The following is a 19,078-nucleotide window of genomic DNA, read 5'->3' on the forward strand; positions in this document are numbered from 1 at the left end:
GAGGGGCGCCGGGGCGGCTGTCACGTACAGCGCTCCGGCGGCCCGTCCCCCTCGCTTCTCACAGGATGACGTGCGGCAGGAAGCGGGCGTACTCGTCGGTGATCAGGCCCGCCGACTCCCGGATGCCGAGCCCGGCCGCCTCGTCCTCGACGACCCACGCGCCGAGCACGACCCGGTTGCCGTCGAAGTCGGGCAGGGGGCACAGCTCCTGGTAGCAGCAGGGCTCTTCGCGTACGACGGCCGGGGCGCCGGGCTCGTGGATGGTGACGCCCGCGCCCTCGCGGCCGAGGAGCGGCTTGGCGACGTAGCCGCCGTGGGCGGCGAGGTCGCGCGGGCCGTCCAAATAGGCGGGGAGCAGGTTCGGATGGCCGGGGTACAGCTCCCACAGGACCGCGAGCAGCGCCTTGTTGGACAGGAGCATCTTCCAGGCGGGCTCGATCCAGCAGGTGGTTCCGGTGCCGCCGCCGTTGTCGAGGGTGTCGAGGACGTAGGGGCCGAAGCGGTCCGTGGTCAGCCACTCCCACGGATAGAGCTTGAAGCAGCTGCGGATGAACCGCAGCCGGTCGTCCACGAACCGCCCGGAGAGGCGGTCCCAGCCGATGCGCTCGACCGACAGGGCCTCGGTGTCGAGTCCGGCCTGCTGGGCGGTCTCGCGCAGATACGCGACCGTCATCAGGTCCTCGCCGAGCTCGTCCCCGTCGGAGTGGACGAAATGGACCGGGCTGCCGGGCGGCAGCAGCGCCGCCTGCCGCTTCCAGGCGTCGACGAGCCGCTCGTGGAGGGAGTTCCACTGGTCCGCGCCGGGGAAGCGCTCCTCCATCCAGAACCACTGCGGGCTCGCCGCCTCGACGAGGGAGGTCGGGGTGTCGGCGTTGTACTCCAGCATCTTGGCCGGGCCCGTGCCGTCGTAGCGCAGGTCGAAGCGGCCGTAGAGGGAGGGGAGTTCGGCCCGGCGGCGCCAGGACTCGGCGACCAGGGGGACGAGCCGGGGATCGGTCAGGCCCAGCTCGGCGAAACGGTCCTTCTCCACGATGTGGGCGGCCGCCGCCAGACACATGGCGTGCAGCTCCTCGACGACCTCCTCCAGCGCCTCGACCTCGGGAAGGGTGAAGGAGTAGTACGCGCTCTCGTCCCAGTACGGGCGCAGCGAGCCGTCGGGGTATCGGGTCAGGGGGTAGACGAGTCCCTGCTCCTCCACGGTCCGCTGCCAGCCGGGACGGGGTTCGATGGTGTGCCGTTCCATGGGCGTGGGTCAGCCGCCGCCGGAACCGGAGCAGCCGAAGCCGCCGGTGTCGACGGCCGACTTGTCGAAGCTGCCGCCGCTGACCCTGTTGTCGCTGACGCTGCCGCCGTAGTAGTACGTGCCGCGCGTGGTGCTTCCGCCGCCGCTCTCGCACTCGTAACTGGGCAGCTTCTCCCGGCTCAGCGGGTCGACGCACCGCCTGTCCGGCTCGGAGCCGCAGGAGGTGATCGTCGCCGCGAGCACCCCCATACCGCCGAGCACCACGGTGCTCGACCTCAGTCTGCGCATGTCCGTCCTCCCCATCCCGTGGTCGCGACCGCACAGTGTAGGCCGAGGGGTGCGGGCGCTACGGCAGCACCCGGCACAGCGCCCGCAGCGCCCCCGCCCAGCCGCTGTCGGGAGGCGTCGCGTAGCCGACGACCAGGCCGTCGAGCGTCCTGGGCACATCGGGGTGGCGGAAGCGGTCGAGGCCGAGGACGGCGAGGCCGTGCCAGGCGGCGGAGCGCAGGACGTCGGGCTCGGTTCCAGGGCGGAGCCGCAGGACGGCGTGGAGACCGGCCGCGATGCCGCTCACCCGCGTGTCCGGGGAGTGCGCGGCCACCGCCGCCACCAGCTCGTCGCGCCGCCGCCGGTAGCGCAGCCGCATCGCCCGTACATGGCGGTCGTACGCGCCCGAGGCGAGGAACTCCGCGAACGTCAGCTGCTCCAGCGCGCTGGACATCCAGTCCACCGTCCCCTTGGCGGCGGCGACCTCGTCCACCAGGCTCTCCGGCAGCACCATCCAGGCCAGCCGAAGGCCGGGCGCCAGGGACTTGCTGGACGTCCCCAGGTAGACGACCCGCTCGGGGTCGAGGCCCTGGAGGGCGCCGACCGGCTGGCGGTCGTAGCGGAACTCGCCGTCGTAGTCGTCCTCCAGGACGAGGCCGCCCGAGGCGCGCGCCCAGTCGATGACGGCGGCCCGCCGGTCCGCGGGGAGGGCGCCGCCGAGCGGGAACTGGTGGGCGGCCGTCATCAGGACCGCGCCGACGTCCTTCATCCCGCCCAACTCCTCGGTGCGGGTGCCGAGTCCGTCGTAGGGCAACGGCCGGGGCCGCAGCCCCGCGCCGGTGAGCACGTCCCGGTGCACGGAGAGTCCGTACGACTCGACCGCCACCTCCCGCGCCTTCCCGCCGGGCCCTGAGGGCGCGGCGGGGCTCCCGGCCCGCAGCACCTGTGCCATCAGCATCAGCCCGTGCACGAACCCGGAGCAGATCACGATCCGCTCGGGCCGCGCGTACACGCCCCGCGCCCGGGCGAGGTACTCGGCCAGCACGGTGCGCAGTTCGATCCGGCCGCGCGGATCGCCGTAGCCGAACGCCTCGTGCGGCGCGGCCGTCAGGGCACGCCGCGACGCCTTGAGCCACTCGGCGCGGGGGAAGGACGCGAGATCGGGCATCCCGGGTCTCAGGTCGTACGCCGGGCGGGGGGTGACCGGGCGGGCCGGTGCCGGCCGCGTGCCCGGCCCGGCGGTCGGGCGGGGGGCGGCCCGGCGGGCGACGCGCGTTCCGGAGCCCTGCCGGGCGGTGAGCCAGCCCTCGGCGACCAGTTCGGCGTAGGCGTCGGCGACGGTGTTGCGGGCCACCCCGAGGTCGGCGGCGAGCGAACGCGACGACGGCAGCCGTACGCCCGCCTCCAGACGGCCGCTGCGGATCGCCTCCCGCAGGGCGTCCATCAGCCCCGTGCGCAGCTTCGGACCACGCAGCTCCAGATGGAGGTCGGCCCCGAAAGTGGCCCAGCCGTTTTCCATGGAAATGGACCATACTCCCGGGCCATCCGCCTCGTACGGTGATCACCATGACCACCATCCCGCAGAACGCCGCACCGACCGGACACGCCCACGAGCACGGCCCCCGCCTCCCCTTCGCCGAGCTGGTCCCGGACTTCCACCGGGCGATGGTCCGGCTGGAGGCCGCCGCCGCGAAGGATCTCGACCCCACCCTCTACCACCTGATCAAGCTCCGGGCCTCGCAGATCAACCACTGCGCCTTCTGCGTCGACATGCACGCCAAGGACGCGCTGGCGGAGGGCGAGTCGATCGAGCGGATCGTCCAGCTGTCCGCGTGGGAGGAGTCGCGCCACTTCTACACGGAGCGCGAACTCGCCGCCCTGGCGCTGACGGAGGCCGTCACCGTCCTCACCGACGGCTTCGTCCCCGACGAGGTGTACGCGAAGGCGGCCGCCCACTTCGACGAGACGGAACTCGCCCGGGTCATCGCCGCGATCACCGTCATCAACGCCTGGAACAGGATCGGCGTCACCACCCGCATGACGCCGGGCCATTACGTCGCCGGGCAGTACCGGAAATGAGCGCCGGGCGAACGCGCAGCGCCCCCGGCCCTGAAGGACCGGGGGCGCTGCGTCGCGCTCAGTGCGCCGAGTCGGTGCGCCGGGCTCAGATGAGGCCGAGCTCGCGGACCGCGTCGCGCTCCTCGGCCAGCTCCTGGACCGAGGCGTCGATGCGGGTGCGGGAGAACTCGTTGATGTCCAGGCCCTGGACGATCTCGTACGTGCCGTCCTTGCAGGTGACGGGGAAGGACGAGATCAGGCCCTCCGGGACGCCGTACGAGCCGTCCGACGGGATGCCCATGGAGGTCCAGTCGCCCTCGGCGGTGCCGTTGACCCACGTGTGGACGTGGTCGATGGCGGCGTTCGCGGCCGAGGCGGCCGAGGACGCGCCACGGGCCTCGATGATCGCGGCGCCGCGCTTGGCGACGGTCGGGATGAAGGTGTCGGCCAGCCACTGCTCGTCGTTGACGACCTCGGCGGCGTTCTTGCCGGCGATCTCCGCGTGGAAGATGTCCGGGTACTGGGTCGCCGAGTGGTTGCCCCAGATGGTGAGGCGCTTGATGTCGGTGACCGGCGCGCCGGTCTTCTTGGCCAGCTGCGAGATCGCGCGGTTGTGGTCCAGGCGGGTCATCGCGGTGAAGCGCTCGGCCGGCACGTCCGGGGCGGCGGCCTGGGCGATCAGGGCGTTGGTGTTGGCCGGGTTGCCGACGACGAGGACCTTGATGTCGTCCGCGGCGTTGTCGTTGATGGCCTTGCCCTGCGGCTTGAAGATGCCGCCGTTGGCCTCCAGCAGGTCGCCGCGCTCCATGCCCTTGGTGCGGGGGCGGGCGCCGACGAGGAGGGCGACGTTGGCGCCGTCGAAGGCGACGTTCGGGTCGTCGGTGATCTCGATGCCGCGCAGCAGCGGGAAGGCGCAGTCGTCGAGCTCCATGGCGGTGCCCTCGGCGGCCTTGAGGCCCTGCGGAATCTCGAGGAGGCGCAGCTTGACCGGCACGTCCGCGCCGAGCAGGTGGCCGGAGGCGATGCGGAAGAGCAGCGCGTAGCCGATCTGGCCGGCCGCGCCGGTCACGGTGACATTCACGGGAGTGCGGGTCATGGCGATCTCCGTAAGACAGCTGGCGGTGGGGGTCCCTGCCCCTGATGCTGGACGTCTCTTGATCGATCGGTGTCTCGATGTGAAGAGATATCCAGCGGTCAGGCTATCCGACCCGGGGCCGGTCGAACCCCCACCCCCTTGTGGTCCGGCTCACTGCCGCCCGACTGCCCTCCCGCGCGCCCCTCGCAAGTACCGGAATGGTCACCTCCGTGCCACAGGCCGCTGACGCCCCTTGAAGCACTGTTGTCGCGTCCATGACCCTGAATACCGACGGCGCCCGTCCTCCCTCGGGGGAGAGGACGGGCGCCGTCGTCCGTTCCGGACCGGGGGCCGGTGCCTACGTGATCGTGAGGTGGAGGACGTCCTCCAGGAACGGGATCCGCAGCCAGGGGGCCGGTTGCACCATGAGCGCGAGCAGCACGATGAGGGCGCCCATCAACCCGTACGTGATCATGTCGGTGAAGCGCGACCGTACGGCGAGCATGCCCACCGAGGGCAGCGCGCGGCGCAGTCCGGCGCCGGTGAGCAGGGCGACGCCGACCAGGAGCGTGCCCACCCGGAACGACTGCGGGAACAGGTCGGTCCCGACGACGAGCAGGCCGAGGGCGGCCAGCCCGAGGACCGTGAGCAGCGGCCACTGCCGGGCCGGCGCGGGGGCGTCCCCGGGCGCGGCGCGCCCGCCGCCCTCCGGCCGCGCGGTGTCGGTGGTCATGGTGGGCGGCCGCCGCGTCCGCGCGGAGGCCACGCCTCCGCCGGCCTGCGCCTCGGCGCCACCGGTGCCTGCGAGGCCGGTCCCTTCGGCACGGGGCGCCTTGGTGCCGGGCTTCGCGGCGGCGGGCTTCGCGGCGCCGGGCTTCGCGGCGGCGGGCTTCCCCGTGCCGGGCACCTCGGGTCCGGCCCCGGCCCCGTCCGAAGCGGGCGTACCGGCGGCCATCGTCAGAGCGCCGCGGCCGCGCGCTCGGCGGCCTCGACGACGTTGACCAGGAGCTGCGCCCGGGTCATCGGCCCCACACCACCCGGGTTCGGGGAGATCCAGCCGGCGACCTCGGCGACCCCGGGGTGCACATCGCCGACGATCTTGCCCTCCCCGTCGCGCGAGACGCCGACGTCGAGCACGGCCGCGCCCGGCTTCACGTCCTCCGGCTTGATCAGGTGCCCCACACCGGCGGCCGCGATGACGATGTCGGCCCGGCGCAGGTGCGCGGCGAGGTCCTTCGTCCCCGTGTGGCACTGCGTCACGGTCGCGTTCTCCGAGCGGCGGGTCAGCAGCAGCGGCATCGGGCGGCCGATCGTCACTCCGCGTCCGACCACCACGACCTCGGCGCCCTTGATCTCCACACCGTGCCGGCGCAGCAGCGTGATGATGCCGTTCGGCGTGCACGGGAGCGGCGCGGGCTCGTTCAGTACGAGACGGCCGAGGTTCATCGGGTGCAGACCGTCCGCGTCCTTGGCCGGGTCCATCAGCTCCAGGACGCGGTTCTCGTCGATGCCCTTGGGCAGCGGGAGTTGGACGATGTACCCCGTGCACGCGGGGTCCTCGTTGAGCTCCCGTACGACCGCCTCGATCTCCTCCTGGGTCGCGGTGGCGGGCAGTTCACGCTGGATGGAGGCGATGCCGACCTGCGCGCAGTCGCGGTGCTTGCCGGCGACGTACTTCTGGCTGCCCGGGTCGTCGCCGACCAGGATCGTGCCGAGGCCGGGCGTGACGCCCTTCTCCTTCAGCACCGCCACGCGGGTGGTGAGATCGGACTTGATCGCGGCTGCGGTGGCCTTGCCATCGAGAATCTGGGCGCTCATACGGCCATCCTCCCGGATGGACCCCGCCTTGTTCCAATTCGCCGGTGCCGGACCACCGGCGCGCGGATCCCGAGTTGCACTTGCACAACGCCCGCACAACCGACTGGACAAAAAGTCGGCGTTGCGACGACGATGATCCGCGCAGTGCCGCGGCAGCGCAGGGGGGCGGACCGCTCGAGATCAGTGATGTTCCTCCGCTCGGACCGCACAGTCCCCGCACCACCCCCACGGAGGAAACCGTCATGAGCTTCGGTGAACCGAACAACCCGTACGGCCAGCAGCCGCAGCAGCCCCAGGGGCAGCCGGGTTACGGCTACCCGCAGCAGGCCCCCCAGGGTGTGCCGCCGCAGTACGGCTACCCGCAGCAGCAGCCCGCCCAGCCGTACGGCGCGTACCCGCAGGCCCCGCAGTACGCGCAGGCCCCGATGGGCTACGGCGGCATGCCCCCGCTGGCGCACTGGGGCTGGCGTGTCCTGTCCCGCCTGATCGACAGCGCGGTGATGCTCGGCCCGTTCTACCTGCTGTCCGGCATCGGTGCCGCCATCGGTGGCAACGAGGGCAGCGCCGCCGCGACCGTGCTCGGTCTGATCGGCTTCCTGTACCTGGTCTTCATGTTCTTCTTCCAGATCTACAAGGAAGGCGCCACCGGTCAGACGATCGGCAAGAAGGCCGTCGGCACCCGTACGCTGCGCGAGTCGGACGGCCGCCCGCTCGGCTTCGGCATGGCGTTCGTGCGGCAGCTGGCGCACTTCCTCGACGGCATCGCCTGCTACATCGGCTACCTGTGGCCGATCTGGGACTCCAAGAAGCAGACCTTCGCCGACAAGGTGTGCAGCACCCTGGTCATCAAGGAGAACGGCTGACAGCGGCCGCTCCCCGCAGCCGAAGGGCCCCCGGTCTCGTCGAACCGGGGGCCCTTCGCCGCTTCCTCGGCTGCTTCCTCGCCGCTTTCTCCGCGCGTACGCCCAGGCGCCCGCCGGTCAGGCGCGCCGCAGCACCACGAAGTGGCCCGCCTGGAACGACACCGTGTAGCGCGCCTCCGGATGCAGCGACGCCGCCAGTCCGACCGGGTCGGAGACGGGCTGCGACCAGCCCGAGGCGAGGTCGAACGCCAGGTAGTCGGGGGTGACGCCCTTCGCGCCGCCGACCCAGTAGACCGTGTGGTCCGCGGTGAGATGCGCCATGAGCGTCACGTTGGTCTCCACGCTCGCCCCCTCGGGCACCGCCTCCACGGCCTTGCGCGCCTGAAGCGTCCGGCTGTCCGTCCGGTACGTCTCCGGTCGCAGCAGGTCCCGCAACGGCAGGTCCAGGGCGAGCACGACCGAGACGGCCGTGACGACGGGGACGACGACCTTCCCGTACGAGACGAGCCAGCCGCGCCGCGAGGTGCGGACGGCCCGGACGGCGTCGACGAGGGCGAGGAAGACGACCGGCATCAGGATGGCGCTGTAGTGCCAGAGCATCCCCCAGTGGTTCGGGTCCTGGGAGAGGAAGCGCCAGCCGAGCGTCGGCAGCACGAGCAGCATCAGCGGGGAACGCAGGGCGAGGAAGCCGGTGATGCCGACGAGGAAGAAGAGCATCTCCCACTTCTCGCCGGCGCCGAGCGAGGTGAGCAGCACCTCGGTGAAGGGGACGTCCGCGCCCGCGCTCGACTTCTCGATCTTGGCCCAGTAGTCGTACTGCCCGACGCGGCTCGCGGCCGGGATCAGGACCAGGACCGTCAGGGCGAAGGCGGCGACGCCGAAGGCGGCCAGGGCCGCGCCCAGCCGGCGGGCGCCGCGCAGGAAGAGGACCGCGCCGACCATGGCGACGGTGAGCCCCATGTCCTCCTTGACCAGGACGAGGGGGGCGGACCAGGCGACGGCGGCGGTCCACCGTCCCAGGAGCAGGGCCCGGCAGGTCATGGCGAGCATCGGGACGGCGAAGGCGATCTCGTGGAAGTCGGATCTGACCGCTTCCTGGAGACCCCAGGACAGGCCGTGGGCGACGGCGATGCCCAGGCCCGCGGCCCGGCTGCCGAGCACCTGCTGGGCGGTACGGCCCACGACCGCGGCGGAGGCTGCGAAGAGCGCGGCCTGGGCGAGGAGGAGCGCGAGGGGGGAGGACCAGATCCAGTACAGGGGCGCCAGGAGGGCGGTCACCGGACTGAAGTGGTCCCCGAGTATGAGGAAGCCGGGCCCCTTGATATCGACGATGGGCGCGCGGAGCTCGGAGTAGGCCCGGACGGCCTGCTCGAAGATGCCGAGGTCCCAGGAGGGGGTGCGGAACCGCTCGTACTGCACCCAGGAGTAGAGGAAGTACAGGACGCCCAGGGCCCCGGCGAGGAGCGCGTACGGGCGGACGGGCGTGCCGGGCGGGCTCTCCCCGGCCCCGGTGGGGACGGTCTCGCGGCTGGGCGTCCCGGGCGCGGGGATCGCCGTCGCGGCCCCGTTCTGCACATCCAACACCGCGCGCCCCCACTACCAGCCGCCGACAAAAGAGCAACCCATTAGACCAGAGAGCCCAAGGCCGGTGGAATCGCCGAGCCGAGCAGGCCGACGGGCCGCCTGACGGGGAGGGCCCGCCGGTACGGGAACGTACCGGCGGGCCCTCGGACCCTTCGCGGATCAGTGGAAGAAGTGGCGCGTGCCCGTGAAGTACATCGTCACGCCCGCCTTCTTCGCCGCCTCGATGACCAGCTCGTCCCGGACCGAACCGCCCGGCTGCACGACCGCCTTGACGCCGGCCGCCGTGAGGATCTCCAGGCCGTCGGGGAACGGGAAGAACGCGTCCGACGCGGCGTACGCGCCGCGCGCCCGCTCCTCGCCCGCGCGCTCGACCGCGAGCTTCGCGGAGTCGACGCGGTTGACCTGGCCCATGCCGACGCCGACCGAGGCGCCGTCCTTGGCCAGCAGGATCGCGTTGGACTTGACCGCGCGGCAGGCCTTCCAGGCGAAGGCGAGCTCGGCGAGCTCGTCGGCGGACAGGGCCTCGCCGGTCGCCAGGGTCCAGTTCTCGGGCTGGTCGCCGTCGGCCTGGAGGCGGTCGGTGACCTGGAGCAGCGCACCGCCGTCGATCGGCTTGACCTCGACCGGGGCGGCCGGTGCGCCCTCGGCGCGCAGGACGCGGATGTTCTTCTTCCTGGCCAGGATCTCGACCGCGCCGTCCTCGTACGCCGGGGCGACGATGACCTCGGTGAAGATCTCGGCGACCTGCTCGGCCATCGCCACGGAGACCGGACGGTTGACCGCGATCACACCGCCGAACGCCGACAGCGGGTCACAGGCGTGCGCCTTGCGGTGCGCCTCGGCGACATCGGCGCCGATCGCGATGCCGCACGGGTTGGCGTGCTTGATGATCGCGACGCAGGGGTCGGAGTGGTCGTACGCGGCCCGGCGCGCGGCGTCGGTGTCCGTGTAGTTGTTGTACGACATCTCCTTGCCGTGCAGCTGCTCGGCCTCGGCCAGGCCGCCCGTGCCGTCGACGTACAGCGCGGCGCCCTGGTGCGGGTTCTCGCCGTAGCGCAGGACGTTGTCGCGCGCGTACGTGGTGCCCAGGAAGTCCGGGAAGCCGCTGTCGTCGGCGGCCGCGTAGTCGTCGGCGAACCAGGAGGCGACGGCGACGTCGTACGCGGCGGTGTGCTGGAAGGCCTCGGCGGCCAGGCGCTTGCGGGCGGCGAGCTCGAAACCGCCCTCACGGGCCGCGGTGAGCACGTCGGCGTAGCGGGCCGGGCTGGTGACGACCGCGACGGACGGGTGGTTCTTGGCGGCGGCGCGGACCATCGAGGGGCCGCCGATGTCGATCTGTTCGACGCACTCGTCGGGGGTCGCGCCGGAGGCGACGGTCTCCTTGAACGGGTAGAGGTTCACGACGACCAGGTCGAACGGCTCGACGCCCAGCTCGGTCAGCTGGTTGCGGTGGTCCTCCAGGCGCAGGTCGGCGAGGATGCCGGCGTGCACGCGCGGGTGGAGGGTCTTGACGCGGCCGTCCAGGCACTCGGGGAAGCCGGTGAGCTCCTCGACCTTGGTGACCGGGACGCCGGCCGCGGCGATCCTGGCGGCGGTGGAGCCGGTGGAGACGAGGGAGACACCCGCCTCGTGCAGACCGCGGGCCAGCTCCTCGAGGCCGGTCTTGTCGTAGACGCTGACGAGTGCTCGACGAATCGGGCGCTTCGTACCTTCGGCGGTCACGGGATTGTTACCTTTCGTCCCTCAATGCGGTAGCCGTGCCGGGCCAGACGCCCCACGACCTCGACGAGCAGCGAACGCTCGACTTCCTTGATGCGCTCATGGAGAGCGGCTTCATCGTCCTCGTCCCGGACCTCGACCACGCCCTGGGCGATGATCGGTCCGGTGTCGACGCCGTCGTCGACGAAGTGGACGGTGCATCCGGTGACCCGCACGCCGTAGGCGAGTGCGTCACGCACCCCGTGGGCACCGGGAAAGCTGGGCAGCAGCGCGGGGTGCGTGTTGACGATCCGGCCGCCGAAACGGGAGAGGAATTCCTTCCCGAGGATCTTCATGAACCCCGCCGAGACGACGAGGTCGGGCTCGTGGGCGGCGGTGGCCTCGGTGAGCGCGCGGTCCCACGCCTCACGGCTCGGGTGGTCCTTGACCCCGCACACGAAGGTGGGCAGACCGGCGCGCTCGGCGCGCTCCAGGCCCGCGATGCCCTCGCGGTCGGCACCGACGGCGACGATCCGCGCGCCGTACCCCTCGGGGTCGGCGGCGATGGCGTCCAGCAGGGCCTGGAGGTTGGTGCCGGACCCGGAGACCAGGACGACGAGGCGGGCGGCGGCCACTGAGTCACTCTTTCCGTGGGTGTTTGTGTGGTCGTACGAACGAATCGTGCCCCTCGATACGGGGAACCCTACGAATGGCTCGACCGTCAGCAACGATACCGGCACACCGGACAGCCCCCACGGGACGGGGGCGGGGCCGGGAGGTAGCGTCTGGGTTCGACACCAGATGAGACATCCGTTGAGACAGCACGTGCGGCCGTACGCGCGAGCGCACATGAGACCGCAGTTGCGACGACAGAGGGAAGACGTTCAGCAGATGCCGGAACGCCAGTCCACGGACGACAACAATCCGTTCGCGCCGCCGCCCGAGGGGCAGCCGGACCAGCCGTGGCAGCCACGGCGGCCGGAGGGCTCGGACGACGACTCGTCGTCCGAGCCGTCGGGATCCTCCGGAGGCCGCTGGAGCAGCCGCCAGCCCGGCCGCTCCTCCGACGGCTGGGGTCGCCGCCCCGAGCGTCCGACCGGTCAGGGCGGCCCGGGAGAGGGGCAGGGGCCCGGTCTGAAGTGGGACCCGACGGACCCGGCGCAGCGACGGGCGCGCTACGCGCTGCTCGCCGGCATGTGGGCGTTCTTCTTCGCCGTCTTCGAGATCCAGGAGCTGGCACTGCTCCTCGGCGCCCTGGCCCTGTACTGGGCGGTCAGCGCCCTGCGCGCCAAGCCGAGGACGGCCGCGGCCACCGATCCGTCCACCCCGCCGGCGCCCGCCGCCCCCGCCGCCACCGGTACGGGCGCTCGAAGCGCCCCGGCCCGCGCGCAGCGCACGGCGGCCGTCAGCGGTCTGGTCGCCGGAATCCTCTCCCTGCTGATCGTCGCGGGCGGCTTCACCCTTCAGCTCGTCTACCGCGACTTCTACACCTGTGCCGACGACGCCCTGACGGTGTCGGGCCAGCTGGCCTGCAACGAGCTGCTGCCGGAACCGCTGCGGGACGTCTTCGGCGTACGGAAATGACTTCGGGACGGCCGGCCGAACCAGGGGCGCCCGCGCGGTAGGCCGCGGCGGTTCACACGGCTACGCGAAGGGGGCCGGGCGCTCGGGCGCGGGCGGGGGCTGCGGCCCGGGCGGAGTCTCCGGCATCGGCGGGACGGCCGGGGGCGGAGGCTGAGGCGGAGACGAGGGGAGCGGCGGGGCGGAAGGGGGCGGCGGCGGAGTCGGCTCCCAGGCCGCCGGAAGGTAGTCGTACGGCTCGAAACCGGAATCGTCGTCGTTCTCCTCCGGCTTCCCGCGTCCGGCGGCTTCCCCCGGCTCCGGGGCCGGCCCGTGCCCCGGCGCCGGAACCGAGGCCGCCGGAACCGGGCCCGGCGGCGCGGAGGCCCCGGCCGGTACCGCCGGCCGCGGCCGCGGGGTGAGACCGCGCCGCGCCCAGACCCGTACCCCGAGCGCCGTCGGCACCCCCACCACCACGCTCCACAGCACCGCCGCGGCCCCCGTACGCCACCACACCGGGCCGAACTCCGCCAGCCGCCCGGACCCCAGCGGCCCGCCGGCGACGGCCGCGAGCACCGCCATCGCCACTCCGCACAGCCCGGCGGCCGACAGGACCGTCAGAGCCGCCTCCCGGGCCTTCCACAGCCGGGCGGACCGTCCCACGCTCCAGCCCAGCGCGAGCGCCGCCGCCGACGGCACGGCCACCGCCGCCCACTGCGGCCAGGAGCCCGGCCCTTCGGGGGGCAGCGCGGCCAGCAGCGGGAACGGCGGAACGGCCGCCGCGCCCGTGAACGCCAGCGGTGTCGCCACGGCGCCGGTACCGAGCGCGAAGCCGGGCCCGAGCCCGTACGCCGCACCCCAGACGGCCGCGTTCGGAAGCAGCGTCACGGCGAGGAGCAGCAGGGAGACCCGCCCGGACCAGTCCCCCGCGAGGCTCGTGAAGGACTCCCGCGTCGCGCTCGCGTGCCAGCCGAGGGAGACGCCGATCAGCACCGCTCCGCCGCCGAGCAGGGCCACCAGGGCCGGCACCGCCGCCCGCAGCGCCACGGCCGACTGCTCCCGCTCCGGCAGGGGCCGGCCGACCGCCGTCCAGACGCCGAGCCCCGCCGACGCCACCACCACGGCGGGCGGCCACAGCGCGGTCGTGAGCGGGTCGGGCGAGAGCGGGCCGCTCGCCGCGTAGGCCGCGACTCCGGCCGCGACCAGCAGGTACCCGGCGGTGACCGCGGCCACCGCGCCGCCGAGGGACGGCTTGGGGCCGTCCTCGTCCGCTTCCAGCGTGTCCCGGGCGGCGCGGTGCGCCAGCCAGCCCGGCAGGACCATCAGCAGCAGCGGGGAGACCCCGAGGGGCGCGGGCGCTCCGGACAGGGTGTCGCCGCGCACCAGATCGGCGCCGTGGGCGAGCAGCCAGAGGCCGGCCGCCGTGTGCAGCGCCCCGCCCGGTCCGCTGTCCGGGTACGGGGAGCCGATCCACGCCGTCATGACCAGGACCGCGAGCGCGCCGAGCCCGAGCCCCGCCGCGACCCCGCCCCGCACGAAGGCGGTGCCCAGCGCTGCGGAGCGGCCGCCCCGGACCAGCGGATCGGCCGGCGGCGACAGGGGGCGCTCGGTCATTTCGGTCACGCGCCCATGCTGCCAACGACACGCGCTTTTCACGCGTAACAGGCAAACCGCCGTTGTGTCGCTCAATATACGTTTATGTACTTTTCCGCCCAGTGGAGCTCTGCGGGAGGTCGTCACCGATGAGTGCGAGTCGGAGCACCGCCGATTCCACCTCCTCCGCCGCGCTGCCCTCGCCGAAGGAGCGACGCAGACTGCGGGAGGCTCTGGCCCTGAGCGAGGACCAGGTCGCCGATGCCATGGGTGTCACCCGGGCCACCGTCCGGTCCTGGGAGACCGGCCGGACCGACCCGCGGGGCCGGAAGCGGGAGGCGTACGCCAAGCTTCTCGGCGCGTACGACGAAGAGCCCGCGCCCCTGGGTACGGACCCCGCGCCCCTCTCGGAGGCGCCCGAGCCCACGCCCGCCGAGTCCCCGGCGCGTACCAGGACCGCCGCCGCGCCCACCCGTCCGAGGACGATGGCCAGACGGGCCGCCAAGCCCCCGAAGACCCCGGGCCCGGCCGCCGCGGCACCGTTCCCGGGCCGCGAGGCGGCCCAGAAGCCGCTGGAACGCCTGAAACCCGCCGCCGAGGGCCGGGCGGTCCGGGCCACCCATGAGGCCGATCCGGCGCCGTCCGCCACGGCCGCCGGGACCCTCACGGAGACCGCTCCCGGGGCGGATCCCGACCCTGAAGCCGGGTCGGAACACGTCGCGCAGCGCTCCTCCCTCACTCCGGAGGAGGCCTTCGACGCGCTCTACGCCTACGCCGCCCCCGCTCTCGTCCACCAGACGTACCTGCTCACCGGCCGCCGCAGGCTCTCCCGGGAGTCCGTGGAGCGGGCCTTCCACCACGCCTGGCAGCACTGGCCCCAGGTCGCGGTCGACCGGGACCCGGTGGGGTGGGTGCGGGCGGCCGCGTACGAGTACGCGCTCTCCCCCTGGTACCGGCTGCGCCGCGCGCACCGGCACCCCGACGCCCTGCCCACCGAGGCCGGGCGGCGGGCCCTGCTCACCGCCCTGCTGGAGCTGCCGCCGCCGCACCGCCGTACCGTCCTGCTCTACGACGGGCTCGGCCTCGACCTGCCGGACACGGCCGCCGAGACCGAGGCGAGCACCCCCGCCACCGCCAACCGGCTGATGCACGCCCGTACCGTCATCGGGCAGCGGGTGCCCGAACTCGCCGACCCGGACGCCCTGCACAGGCGGCTCGTCGCGCTGGTCACCGAGGCGCCGACGGCGACGCTGCCGGCGGCCGGGGCCGTACGGACCAAGAGCGAGCGGCGTGCGCGGCTGTGGACCCGGGCGGCGATCGGCGCCACGGCGGCGCTCATCGGGCTGACGGCCTTCACCCTCGCCACCGCGCCGACCCAGTACCTCCCGGTCCACGCCCCCGGTGAGACGGTCAACGGCGTCCCGGTCCGCGGCGGCTCGCCGAAGCTCACCCCGGAGGACAAGGAGCTGCGGGAGATGCTCCGCGCCCGGCCGCATCCGGGGCCGGAGCGGCTGGTCCCCGCCCCGCACTGACCTCGTACGCGACCCGTATGCGACCGGGGACGAGAGGGCCGAGCCCTGGGCGCGACGGGGCCGCCGTGGACGCGTTCTGGACGCGAGAGGGCCCCGCCCTTCCCGGAGACCGGGAGGAGCGGGGCCCTCTCACCTGTGCGGCAGCCTGGTTCAGCCCGCGAGGATCGCGCGCGCCAGCTTGGCCGTCTCGGTCGGCGTCTTGCCGACCTTGACGCCGGCGGCCTCGAGGGCCTCCTTCTTCGCCTGGGCCGTGCCGGAGGAGCCGGAGACGATGGCGCCGGCGTGGCCCATGGTCTTGCCCTCGGGCGCGGTGAAGCCCGCGACGTAGCCGACGACCGGCTTGGTGACGTTCTTCGCGATGAAGTCGGCCGCACGCTCCTCGGCGTCGCCGCCGATCTCACCGATCATGACGATCAGGTCGGTGTCGGGGTCGGCCTCGAACGCCGCGAGGGCGTCGATGTGCGTCGTACCGATGATCGGGTCGCCACCGATGCCGACGGCGGACGAGAAGCCGATGTCACGGAGCTCGTACATCATCTGGTACGTCAGCGTGCCGGACTTCGAGACCAGGCCGATACGGCCCGGCTTCGTGATGTCGCCCGGGATGATGCCGGCGTTGGACTGGCCGGGGGTGATGAGACCCGGGCAGTTGGGGCCGATGATCCGGGTCTTGTTGCCCTTCGACTGCGCGTACGCCCAGAAGGCGGCGGAGTCGTGGACGGCGATGCCCTCGGTGATGACGACGGCCAGCGGGATCTCGGCGTCGATCGCCTCGACCACGGCGGCCTTGGCGAAGGCCGGCGGGACGAAGAGGACGGAGACGTTGGCGCCCGTCTTCTCCATCGCCTCGGCGACCGTGCCGAAGACCGGGACCTCGGTGCCGTCGAAGTCGACGGACGTGCCGGCCTTGCGCGGGTTCACGCCACCGACGATGTTGGTGCCGTCACCCAGCATGAGCTTGGTGTGCTTCATGCCCGTGGCACCGGTCATGCCCTGGACGATGACCTTGCTGTCCTTGGTGAGGAAGATAGCCATGGTGTGCTGTGACCTCGTCCCTTACTTCGCAGCCGCGAGCTCGGCGGCCTTGTCGGCCGCGCCGTCCATGGTGTCCACGCGCTGCACCAGCGGGTGGTTCGCGTCCGAGAGGATCTTGCGACCCAGCTCGGCGTTGTTGCCGTCGAGGCGCACGACCAGCGGCTTGGTGACCTCTTCGCCCTTGCTCTTGAGGAGCTCCAGGGCCTGGACGATGCCGTTGGCGACCTCGTCGCAGGCGGTGATGCCACCGAAGACGTTGACGAAGACGGACTTGACGTCCGGGTCGCCCAGGATGATCTCCAGGCCGTTCGCCATGACCTCGGCGGACGCGCCGCCGCCGATGTCGAGGAAGTTGGCCGGCTTCACGCCGCCGTGGTTCTCACCGGCGTACGCGACGACGTCCAGGGTCGACATGACCAGGCCGGCGCCGTTGCCGATGATGCCGACCTCGCCGTCGAGCTTGACGTAGTTGAGGTTCTTGGCCTTGGCAGCAGCCTCGAGCGGGTTGGCTGCTTCCTTGTCCTCGAGCGCCGCGTGCCCGGGCTGGCGGAAGTCGGCGTTCTCGTCGAGAGACACCTTGCCGTCCAGGGCCAGGACGTCGCCGGAGGCGACCTTGGCCAGCGGGTTCACCTCGACGAGGAGCGCGTCCTCGGCGATGAAGGTGTCCCACAGGGTCACGAGGATCTCGGCGACCTTCTCGGCCACGTCGGCCGGGAACTGCGCCTGCGCGACGATCTCGCGCGCCTTCTCGATGGTGACGCCCTCGTTGGCGTTGACCGGCACCTTGGCGAGCTTCTCGGGGGTCGTCGCGGCGACCTCCTCGATGTCCATGCCGCCGGCGACCGACGCCATGGCCAGGAAGGTGCGGTTGGTGCGGTCGAGGAGGTACGAGACGTAGTACTCCTCGAGGATTTCCGGAGCGGTCTCCGCGATCATCACCTTGTGGACCGTGTGGCCCTTGATGTCCATCCCGAGGATGTCCGTCGCGCGAGCGACGGCCTCGTCCGGGGTGGCGGCCAGCTTCACGCCGCCGGCCTTGCCGCGGCCGCCGACCTTCACCTGCGCCTTGACGACCGACTTGCCGCCAAGACGCTCGGTGGCCTCGCGCGCCGCCTCAGGCGTGTCGATGACTTCACCGGCCAGCACCGGTACACCGTGCTTGGCGAAGAGGTCCCTCGCCTGGTACTCGAACAGGTCCACGCGCGTCCGTCCCTTTTCTGATGATCGCGGTTCGTTGTCTGCGTGGGCGTGCCGCGAAGGGCAACGTGACTGCGCTGTCACAAGGGAGGCGTACACGGTGTCCGTGGACGCGGCATGTCCGTCTCGCAGGTTATCCCCGAGGGACGTGGGTCCCTAAATCGCAGATCACAACGGGGCGGTGATACGGGTCACAGATTGTAGGGGTGGGGAGGCGTTCCGTAGGAGGCCCCTGGGGTGCCCTCGAGCCCCACCGCACAGGTGGGAACGGGACGTTGCCCAGCTCACGACGCACCCGCCCCCGAAGTGAGGGGCCTGCGGGTCCGGTTGTGACATGGACCTCAGTGCGCCCTGGGCGCACCCGGCCGACCGTGTCCGGCTACGGATTCCGCAGCCGCTGCGGAGCGTCCGGATGTGTTCTAGAGGGTGTCCGGCACCGGCAGGGGGCGTTTCTCGATCGCCGCCGCCATCACCTCCGGGAAGAGGTCCGGGGTGCAGGCGAACGCGGGGGCGCCGAGCGCGGCGAGCGCGGCAGCGTGCTCGCGGTCGTAGGCCGGGGCTCCCTCGTCGGAGAGCGCGAGCAGGACGACGACCTGCACCCCGGAGGCCTTCATCGCCGCGACCCGCTTGAGCATCTCGTCGCGTATCCCTCCTTCGTAGAGGTCGCTGATGAGGACGACGACGGTGTCGGCGGGCCGGGTGATCCGCGACTGGCAGTAGGCGAGGGCCCGGTTGATGTCGGTGCCGCCGCCGAGCTGGGTGCCGAACAGGACGTCGACCGGGTCGTCGAGCTGGTCGGTCAGGTCGACGACCGCCGTGTCGAAGACGACGAGCCGGGTGGCGATCGAGCGCATGGAGGCGAGGACCGCGCCGAACACCGACGCGTACACCACCGATGCCGCCATCGAGCCGGACTGGTCGACGCAGAGCACGACGTCCTTCTTCACCGACCGCGCGGCCCTGTCGTAGCCGATGAGCCGTTCGGGGACGACCGTGCGGTGCTCGGGCAGGTAGTTCTTGAGGTTGGCGCGGATCGTGCGGTCCCAGTCGATGTCCCGGTGCCGTGGCCTGCTGATCCGGGCGGAACGGTCGAGGGCACCGGTGAGCGTGGCCCGGGTGCGGGTGGCGAGGCGCTTCTCCAGGTCGTCGACGACCTTGCGGACGACCGCGCGCGCCGTCTCCCTGGTCGTCTCGGGCATGGCCTTGTGGAGGGAGAGCAGGGTGCCGACGAGATGGACGTCCGCCTCGACGGCCTCCAGCATCTCGGGCTCCAGGAGCAGGGTGGAGAGGCCGAGGCGGTCGATGGCGTCGCGCTGCATGACCTGGACGACGGAGCTGGGGAAGTACGTGCGGATGTCGCCGAGCCAGCGGGCCACGGAGGGGGCCGAGCCGCCGAGCCCTGCCGATCGGTCCCGTCCGCCGGACGCCCGGGGGTCGGCGCCCGGGCCCGGCCCGCGTCCGTAGAGCGCGGTCAGCGCTCCGTCCATCGCCGCGTCCGTACCGGTGAGGGAACACCCCGTGCCGTCCGCCTCGCCTCCGCCGAGGACCATGCGCC

General features: G+C 72.5%; 17 protein-coding genes. 4 read left to right on the forward strand and 13 right to left on the reverse strand.

Annotation, left to right across the window (positions count from 1 at the left end; genetic code table 11):
- Window positions 1-58: 58 nt before the first annotated feature.
- The 3 genes from ACWDX6_RS03065 to pdxR are packed head-to-tail and all read right to left on the reverse strand — an operon-like array spanning window position 59 to window position 3,029.
- Window positions 59-1,243: a glutathionylspermidine synthase family protein gene (locus tag ACWDX6_RS03065; RefSeq protein ID WP_451483196.1), complete on the reverse strand. Its 1,185-nt coding sequence runs from the start codon at window positions 1,241-1,243 to the stop codon at window positions 59-61.
- A 9-nt stretch (window positions 1,244-1,252) separates the two neighbouring features.
- Window positions 1,253-1,531, reverse strand: coding sequence for a hypothetical protein (locus ACWDX6_RS03070; RefSeq protein ID WP_451483197.1), 279 nt, complete (start codon window positions 1,529-1,531; stop codon window positions 1,253-1,255).
- A 58-nt stretch (window positions 1,532-1,589) separates the two neighbouring features.
- On the reverse strand, window positions 1,590-3,029 hold the full coding sequence (pdxR, locus tag ACWDX6_RS03075) for a MocR-like pyridoxine biosynthesis transcription factor PdxR (protein ID WP_451483198.1): 1,440 nt from the start codon (window positions 3,027-3,029) through the stop codon (window positions 1,590-1,592).
- Between the two features lie 47 nt (window positions 3,030-3,076).
- Here pdxR and ACWDX6_RS03080 point away from each other — a divergent pair, with 47 nt between their 5' ends.
- The gene (locus ACWDX6_RS03080) at window positions 3,077-3,589 is read left to right on the forward strand and encodes a carboxymuconolactone decarboxylase family protein (protein ID WP_451483199.1); all 513 of its coding nucleotides are present in this window, start codon (window positions 3,077-3,079) and stop codon (window positions 3,587-3,589) included.
- Between the two features lie 85 nt (window positions 3,590-3,674).
- Here the strand turns inward: ACWDX6_RS03080 and ACWDX6_RS03085 are convergent, their stop codons facing one another.
- From ACWDX6_RS03085 to ACWDX6_RS03095, 3 genes are all read right to left on the reverse strand, one after another.
- Entirely contained in the window at window positions 3,675-4,664 is a 990-nt protein-coding gene (locus ACWDX6_RS03085; protein WP_451483200.1) for a malate dehydrogenase, read from the reverse strand.
- Window positions 4,665-5,001: 337 nt separating this feature from the next.
- Window positions 5,002-5,598 carry a DUF3017 domain-containing protein gene (locus ACWDX6_RS03090; RefSeq protein WP_451483201.1) on the reverse strand — a complete coding sequence of 199 codons (597 nt, stop codon included), beginning with the start codon at window positions 5,596-5,598 and terminating at the stop codon, window positions 5,002-5,004.
- A 2-nt stretch (window positions 5,599-5,600) separates the two neighbouring features.
- Entirely contained in the window at window positions 5,601-6,461 is an 861-nt protein-coding gene (locus ACWDX6_RS03095; RefSeq protein ID WP_451483202.1) for a bifunctional methylenetetrahydrofolate dehydrogenase/methenyltetrahydrofolate cyclohydrolase, read from the reverse strand.
- A 242-nt stretch (window positions 6,462-6,703) separates the two neighbouring features.
- Between ACWDX6_RS03095 and ACWDX6_RS03100 the strand changes: the two genes are divergently transcribed.
- A complete protein-coding gene (locus ACWDX6_RS03100) occupies window positions 6,704-7,324 on the forward strand; it encodes an RDD family protein (RefSeq protein WP_451483203.1) in 621 nt (206 codons plus the stop codon).
- Between the two features lie 117 nt (window positions 7,325-7,441).
- Here the strand turns inward: ACWDX6_RS03100 and ACWDX6_RS03105 are convergent, their stop codons facing one another.
- From ACWDX6_RS03105 to purN, 3 genes are all read right to left on the reverse strand, one after another.
- Complete coding sequence (locus ACWDX6_RS03105; RefSeq protein ID WP_451483204.1) at window positions 7,442-8,908, reverse strand: DUF2079 domain-containing protein; 1,467 nt, start codon at window positions 8,906-8,908, stop codon at window positions 7,442-7,444.
- A gap of 159 nt (window positions 8,909-9,067) precedes the next feature.
- The gene (gene purH / locus ACWDX6_RS03110; RefSeq protein ID WP_451483205.1) at window positions 9,068-10,630 is read right to left on the reverse strand and encodes a bifunctional phosphoribosylaminoimidazolecarboxamide formyltransferase/IMP cyclohydrolase; all 1,563 of its coding nucleotides are present in this window, start codon (window positions 10,628-10,630) and stop codon (window positions 9,068-9,070) included.
- Window positions 10,627-11,241, reverse strand: a complete 615-nt coding sequence (gene purN / locus ACWDX6_RS03115; RefSeq protein ID WP_451483206.1) for a phosphoribosylglycinamide formyltransferase — start codon at window positions 11,239-11,241, stop codon at window positions 10,627-10,629. Before purN ends, purH begins: the two co-directional genes overlap by 4 nt.
- Window positions 11,242-11,497: 256 nt before the next feature.
- Between purN and ACWDX6_RS03120 the strand changes: the two genes are divergently transcribed.
- The gene (locus ACWDX6_RS03120; protein WP_451483207.1) at window positions 11,498-12,190 is read left to right on the forward strand and encodes a hypothetical protein; all 693 of its coding nucleotides are present in this window, start codon (window positions 11,498-11,500) and stop codon (window positions 12,188-12,190) included.
- Window positions 12,191-12,250: 60 nt separating this feature from the next.
- Here the strand turns inward: ACWDX6_RS03120 and ACWDX6_RS03125 are convergent, their stop codons facing one another.
- Window positions 12,251-13,780, reverse strand: coding sequence for a cell division protein PerM (locus tag ACWDX6_RS03125; protein ID WP_451483246.1), 1,530 nt, complete (start codon window positions 13,778-13,780; stop codon window positions 12,251-12,253).
- 128 nt (window positions 13,781-13,908) lie between these two features.
- On the opposite strand from ACWDX6_RS03125, the gene ACWDX6_RS03130 reads away from it, so the two are divergent.
- Window positions 13,909-15,291, forward strand: a complete 1,383-nt coding sequence (locus tag ACWDX6_RS03130) for a helix-turn-helix domain-containing protein (RefSeq protein ID WP_451483208.1) — start codon at window positions 13,909-13,911, stop codon at window positions 15,289-15,291.
- A 150-nt stretch (window positions 15,292-15,441) separates the two neighbouring features.
- Here the strand turns inward: ACWDX6_RS03130 and sucD are convergent, their stop codons facing one another.
- From sucD to ACWDX6_RS03145, 3 genes are all read right to left on the reverse strand, one after another.
- On the reverse strand, window positions 15,442-16,326 hold the full coding sequence (gene sucD / locus ACWDX6_RS03135; RefSeq protein WP_451483209.1) for a succinate--CoA ligase subunit alpha: 885 nt from the start codon (window positions 16,324-16,326) through the stop codon (window positions 15,442-15,444).
- Between the two features lie 21 nt (window positions 16,327-16,347).
- A complete protein-coding gene (sucC, locus tag ACWDX6_RS03140; RefSeq protein WP_451483210.1) occupies window positions 16,348-17,526 on the reverse strand; it encodes an ADP-forming succinate--CoA ligase subunit beta in 1,179 nt (392 codons plus the stop codon).
- Between the two features lie 416 nt (window positions 17,527-17,942).
- Window positions 17,943-19,073, reverse strand: coding sequence for a VWA domain-containing protein (locus ACWDX6_RS03145; protein WP_451483247.1), 1,131 nt, complete (start codon window positions 19,071-19,073; stop codon window positions 17,943-17,945).
- Window positions 19,074-19,078 lie beyond the last annotated feature (5 nt).

The sequence above is a fragment of the Streptomyces sp. NPDC003027 genome, from assembly GCF_053591435.1.

Excerpts from the sequence above, each read along its gene's own strand:
- ACWDX6_RS03070 (WP_451483197.1), bottom strand. The coding sequence starts at position 1,531 with ATGCGCAGACTGAGGTCGAGCACCGTGGTGCTCGGCGGTATGGGGGTG.
- ACWDX6_RS03120 (WP_451483207.1), top strand. The coding sequence starts at position 11,498 with ATGCCGGAACGCCAGTCCACGGACGACAACAATCCGTTCGCGCCGCCG.
- ACWDX6_RS03100 (WP_451483203.1), top strand. The coding sequence starts at position 6,704 with ATGAGCTTCGGTGAACCGAACAACCCGTACGGCCAGCAGCCGCAGCAG.
- ACWDX6_RS03095 (WP_451483202.1), bottom strand. The coding sequence starts at position 6,461 with ATGAGCGCCCAGATTCTCGATGGCAAGGCCACCGCAGCCGCGATCAAG.
- ACWDX6_RS03125 (WP_451483246.1), bottom strand. The coding sequence starts at position 13,780 with ATGACCGAGCGCCCCCTGTCGCCGCCGGCCGATCCGCTGGTCCGGGGC.
- ACWDX6_RS03080 (WP_451483199.1), top strand. The coding sequence starts at position 3,077 with ATGACCACCATCCCGCAGAACGCCGCACCGACCGGACACGCCCACGAG.
- ACWDX6_RS03065 (WP_451483196.1), bottom strand. The coding sequence starts at position 1,243 with ATGGAACGGCACACCATCGAACCCCGTCCCGGCTGGCAGCGGACCGTG.
- ACWDX6_RS03085 (WP_451483200.1), bottom strand. The coding sequence starts at position 4,664 with ATGACCCGCACTCCCGTGAATGTCACCGTGACCGGCGCGGCCGGCCAG.
- ACWDX6_RS03090 (WP_451483201.1), bottom strand. The coding sequence starts at position 5,598 with ATGGCCGCCGGTACGCCCGCTTCGGACGGGGCCGGGGCCGGACCCGAG.
- ACWDX6_RS03145 (WP_451483247.1), bottom strand. The coding sequence starts at position 19,073 with ATGGTCCTCGGCGGAGGCGAGGCGGACGGCACGGGGTGTTCCCTCACC.
- sucD (WP_451483209.1), bottom strand. The coding sequence starts at position 16,326 with ATGGCTATCTTCCTCACCAAGGACAGCAAGGTCATCGTCCAGGGCATG.
- ACWDX6_RS03130 (WP_451483208.1), top strand. The coding sequence starts at position 13,909 with ATGAGTGCGAGTCGGAGCACCGCCGATTCCACCTCCTCCGCCGCGCTG.
- pdxR (WP_451483198.1), bottom strand. The coding sequence starts at position 3,029 with ATGGAAAACGGCTGGGCCACTTTCGGGGCCGACCTCCATCTGGAGCTG.